The organism is Trebonia sp., from assembly GCF_049794275.1.
In the GTDB taxonomy this organism is placed as follows: Bacteria; Actinomycetota; Actinomycetes; order Streptosporangiales; family Streptosporangiaceae; genus Trebonia.
On the sequence record NZ_JBARCR010001223.1, the window covers coordinates 1 to 4,829 of the forward strand.

The 4,829-nt window shown below is 70.9% G+C and carries 2 protein-coding genes and 1 pseudogene; 1 reads left to right on the forward strand and 2 read right to left on the reverse strand.

Going from position 1 to position 4,829, the window contains the following annotated elements:
* Window positions 1–1,434: pseudogene (locus WA805_RS30005) on the forward strand (hypothetical protein); the annotation flags it as partial.
* Window positions 1,435–1,603: 169 nt separating this feature from the next.
* Here the strand turns inward: WA805_RS30005 and WA805_RS30010 are convergent.
* Both WA805_RS30010 and WA805_RS30015 read right to left on the reverse strand, forming a co-directional pair.
* A complete protein-coding gene (locus WA805_RS30010) occupies window positions 1,604–3,739 on the reverse strand; it encodes an MFS transporter (RefSeq protein ID WP_425244007.1) in 2,136 nt (711 codons plus the stop codon).
* A 49-nt stretch (window positions 3,740–3,788) separates the two neighbouring features.
* Window positions 3,789–4,364: a hypothetical protein gene (locus WA805_RS30015; RefSeq protein WP_425244008.1), complete on the reverse strand. Its 576-nt coding sequence runs from the start codon at window positions 4,362–4,364 to the stop codon at window positions 3,789–3,791.
* Between the last annotated feature and the right edge of the window lie 465 nt (window positions 4,365–4,829).

Genomic DNA, 4,829 nt, shown 5'->3' on the forward strand with positions numbered 1-4,829 from the left:
GCGACGCCCCGAAGCGTGCTGGCCGACCCGGCGACGCGGGCGGCGGTGGCGAACTCCTACGACTCGGCGGCCGAGGCCGGCTACGACGATGACGGACCCGAGCGGGTTGCCGACGCCGTGCTGGGCCTGCTCTCCGCAGCCAGCGCCGAACGGGGCGAGTACCCGTGGCTGACGGACCTGGCGTTGCGTGACACCAGCGGCGAGTGGGTCCCGGCGGGCGAGCTGCTCCTGCCGGACGGGCCGCTGGCCGGGGTGGCGGCGGCGGACGCGCCGTTCGGCGTGATCGATCCGGAGATGCTGGAGCGATACGGCGCGGCGACGCTCGAGGCGGCGGGCGTGCTGTCGTCATTCGACCTGCTGACCGCGCACGACATCGACCTGGCCGACCCCGACCTCGACCTGGACGAGGCCGGCGAGTGGGCGGAGCAGGTCCTCGCCCTGCTGCCGCGGGTGACGGCCGGGGCGGCGGCCGTGCCGCCGATCGCGGTCGAGTTCGCGGCCGTCCGTGACCTCGAGTTCGTCGACCAGGACCGCTGGCCGCGGGCCCTGGACCTGCTGGCTCGCCCGCCGCTGCGAGCGGCGCTCGTCGAGCCGGTCCGGGTCCGCCTCGCTGACGGCCGCCACGCCGACGTCCCGTCCTACACGGCCTGGTGGCTGCGCCGTCACGTGACGCTGGCCGGCCGCCGCCCGGCCGGCCTGCGCGCCGCGGATTCCGATCCGCTGCTCGCGGGCCTCTACGACGACCTGGCCGCTGCCCCCTCCGGCGTCCTGGCCGACCCGGCGATCGCCCGCGCCCTCGGCGTCCGCACCTCCCTCGCCGGCCTCCTCACCGAACCAGGCGGCCCCGACGAGCTCCTCACCAGGCTGGCCGACGAGGCGCGACCGGTCTCACGGCCCCAGCTCCGCGCCCTCTGGTCAGCGCTGGCAACCGCGGACCTCACCCCGGACGACGTCACTCCCCCGGACAAGATCCGCGCGATCCGCGGCACCGAAATCGTCGTCGCCAACGCCGACGACGTCCTGATCCTCGACGCCCCGGACCTCTGGCCGCTAGTCGCGGACCAGCCCCTCGTGCTTGGTCCGCACACCTTGGCATCCCATCTAGCCGACCTCCTCGACCTCCCCCTGGCATCCGAGGAAGCCCCCGGGGTCGTCGAGTCCAGCGGCGAACTCCATCCGGTCCCAGAGATCGTCAGGTCGGTCCTTGCCCATGCCCCGGAGACCTACCAGTCCCACGACAAACTCGTCGTCGACGGCGTGGAGATCCCCTGGCGCTACCGCGACGGCATGATCCACGCCGCCACTCCCCAGGGCCTAGCCTGCGCACTGGCGTGGGCGGCTGGCCGCTGGCAAGGCCGCCACGTGCTGGCGACTCTGCTAACGAACCCGGACGACACCGCCCGCGCGCTGGCCGACGCCGACCTGGAGGGCTGACAGAAGCACTTAGGGCGCAATCGTGCCGTTTTATGTCCGTTTTGCCCTAGCTCTTAGGTCACTTTCGCGCCCTAAGTGGATCGGAGGCGTCCAGAATGTGAGACGCCGTGACAGTAGGGGCTGCTGTGGGGCGCGGGATACGGGGCGAGAGCCGGGGAGGGGCGCGGCGCTAGTGTCCGGGTGGGGTCGACGTATCCACTAGGGGACGGTCTTCTACCGCTAGGTGGCGGTCGGCCTCGTCACCCAGCATGGCGTGGGAGAGCCTGGCGAGGACGGGCTGGAGTTCGGCCTGCTGCTCCGGCGACCAGCCGGCCAGCTGATGGCACAGCCAGTCGTGCTGTGCGGCGTAGAGCTTGTCCGCAACCCGCTGCCCGTCGGGGGTCAGCGCGAGCACGCCGTCGGTCCGGGTCATCAGGCCCTTGTCGACGAGCAGCTGGGCATTGGGGTGGCCCTCTTCGACAGTGACGCCGGCCTGCGCGGCGAGCTCCGGGCCCGGTGTCGCGCCCTGTCTGCCGAGCCGGGTCAGGATCCAGGCGGCGCCGCCGGTCAGGTCGAGCCCCGCCGCGCGGGCGAGCCGGGCGTAGCCGAAGCGGCGCAGCTCGGTGCCTGATAGGCGGGTCAGCACGCGTTCCACCTCCTCCGCCGACGACCGCTGGGTCGGTGCCGCGCCGATCCCCTCGCCGATGTCGATGGCGTTCGCCTGGTTGCGCAGGGTCTCGCCCGCCGCGGTGCGCAGCGGCACCTCGCGCAGGAACCAGGAGAGCACGAACGCCACGAGCGCGATCGGCACAGCGGTGAGGAAGACCGGGTGCAGCGAGATGCTGTAGGCGTGCAGGATGTCGTGCTGCACGGCCGCCGGGAGCTGGGTGAGCAGGTGCCTGTTGGACTCGATGGCCGCAACGCTGAACCCGGGCGGCAGGGGGATGCCGTGCAGCGCGCTGCCGAGGTTGTGCACTAGCTGGTTAGTGAAGATCGCGCCGAACACCGCGGTACCGAACGCGCCGCCAATCGACCGGAAGAACGTCACGCCCGCGGTGGCGGTGCCGAGGTCGGCGTAGTCGACGCTGTTCTGCACCGCGATGACGAGCACCTGCAGGATCAGGCCGAGGCTGAACCCGAGCAGGAAGAAGTACACGTTCAAGACCCACGTCGCCGTGTTCTCGTCCAGCGTGGACAGCAGGAACAGCGCGATGGCCATCACGAACGTGCCGATGATCGGATAAATCTTGTACCTGCCGGTCCGCGCGATGAGCTGCCCGCTGCCCACCGAGGTCAGCAGCAGGCCGAGCACCATCGGGAGCAGGTACACCCCGGAGATCGTCGGCGAGACGCCGTGCACCACCTGGAGGAACAGCGGCAGGAAGGACAGCGCGCCGAACATCGCGAAGCCGGCCGCCAGGCTGATCGAGGAGGCGATCGTGAACACCGAGTTGCGGAACAGCCGCAGCGGCAGCACGGGCTCGGCGGCCCGCCGCGCCGACAGGTACCACAGGAACAGCATGACGGCCGAGGCGGCGAACAGGCCGATGATCACCCCGGAATCCCACGGGTAGGTCGTGCCGCCCCAGGAGGTCGCGAGCACGACGCTGACGGCGAACCCGGCGAGCAGCGTCGCACCCAGGTAGTCGATCTTGTGCTGCCGCCGCCTCGAGGTAGCCGGGAGAACGATGCTGATCACGATGAGCGCGAGCACGCCGATCGGCAGGTTGATGTAGAACACCCAGCGCCAGCTCAGGTTGTCGACGAAGAAGCCGCCGAGCAGGGGCCCGATGACGCTCGAGACCCCGAACACCGCGCCGAACGCGCCCTGGTACTTGCCCCGCTCCCTGGCGGGCACGATGTCGCCGATGATCGCCTGGGTCAGCACGATGAGGCCCCCGCCGCCGACGCCCTGGACGGCGCGGAAGGCGATGAGCTCACCCATGTTCCGGGACTGGCCGCAGAGAGCGGACCCGATGAGGAAGATCACGATCGCGCCCAGGAACAGGTACTTGCGGCCGTACTGGTCGCCGAGCTTGCCCCACACCTGGGTGGTCGCGGTGCTGGCCAGCAGGTACGCGGTGACCACCCAGGACAGGTGGCTCAGCCCGCCGAGGTCGCTGACGATCGTGGGCAGCGCGGTCGACACGATCGTCTGGTCGAGGGAGGCCAGCAGCAGCGCGAGCATCAGTGCGATGTAGATGACGAGGAGCCGGCGGCCGTGTGCCTCGTCGGGCGCCCCGCCTGCGGCCGTCGCCGTCCCGGTCGTCCCTGCCGTCGCCGCCGCCCGCGAGGGCGTGACGGACGAATCACCTGGCGTCGTCACACGGAACTGTTACCCAAGTTAACGGCTCTCATCACTTAGGCTGGCGACCTCAGTAGCCGCCGCCGCCATACCCGGAGGCCGTGCCGGTGGGCGTCGCGCTCGCGGCGGGTGACGCGTCGCGCAGGGATGCCGCGGCCGCGCTGGCCGGGGACGGGGACAGCACGGCTCCGGTGATCACGTGCCACGCTCCCGTGACCCCGTTGCCTGTCGTCTGGCCGGGTGCCATGTCCTGCGCGTAGGTGTACAGCGGGTACCCGTTGTAGGTGGCCTGCACCACACCGCCGGGCCTGGTGATCGTGCCGAGCTTGCCGGCCAGCTGCACGCCGGGCGCCGCCACGGGAGCGCCGGTGACCGCGGGCCAGGCGGCGAGGCAGGTGCCGGTGCACGTAGATTTCCCGCTGCCCTTGGTGTCGACTGAGTACCAGTAGATGGTCCGCCCTGTGCTCGTGGCGAGCACGTAGCCGGCGCCCGTCTTGCGAACCGTGAGCAGGTCCTTCGCGGGAGACATAGGGGTCATCGTCGTCGGCGCGGCGGCCGAGGTGGTGCCGTAGGCGGTGCCGGCGGACGCCGCCGGGCCGCGGCACGCGACGGCGGCCAGGCACAGCGCGGCGGACAGCGCGGCCATTGGCGCCGCCGTCCTGAGACGGAGACGCGGCGCGGCTGTCAGGTGTCGGCTCGGGCGCATCTGAGTTCCCATCGCAGAATCGGCCACCGTTAGAAGTGACCCTACGAAGGAGCAAGTCGCCGCGGGCGGCGCTTAATGAATTGGTAATCAGCGCCGCGCGGGCCAGTCCTGCACGCTAGTTCTTTTTCGGGTGCTCGCGCTTCCACAGCACGACGAGGACCGTCACTATGAAGACGAAGATGACGGCCGCGTACAGGTAGTCCATGACCGGAATCTTAACCAGTCGTTAGAGCGGGTGTCGTTGCCGGCGGCTTCGCCGGTCACCGACACTGGAATGTGCGATGGCGGAGGGCTGGCTGGCTGGCGGCCGTGGGGGCGACCGCGATCGCCTGTTGTCTCGCGCTGCTTGTCTGGTCGCTCGCCGCGCCCGCTGCTCCCGCTGCTCCCGCGGCTCCTGCCGCGTCG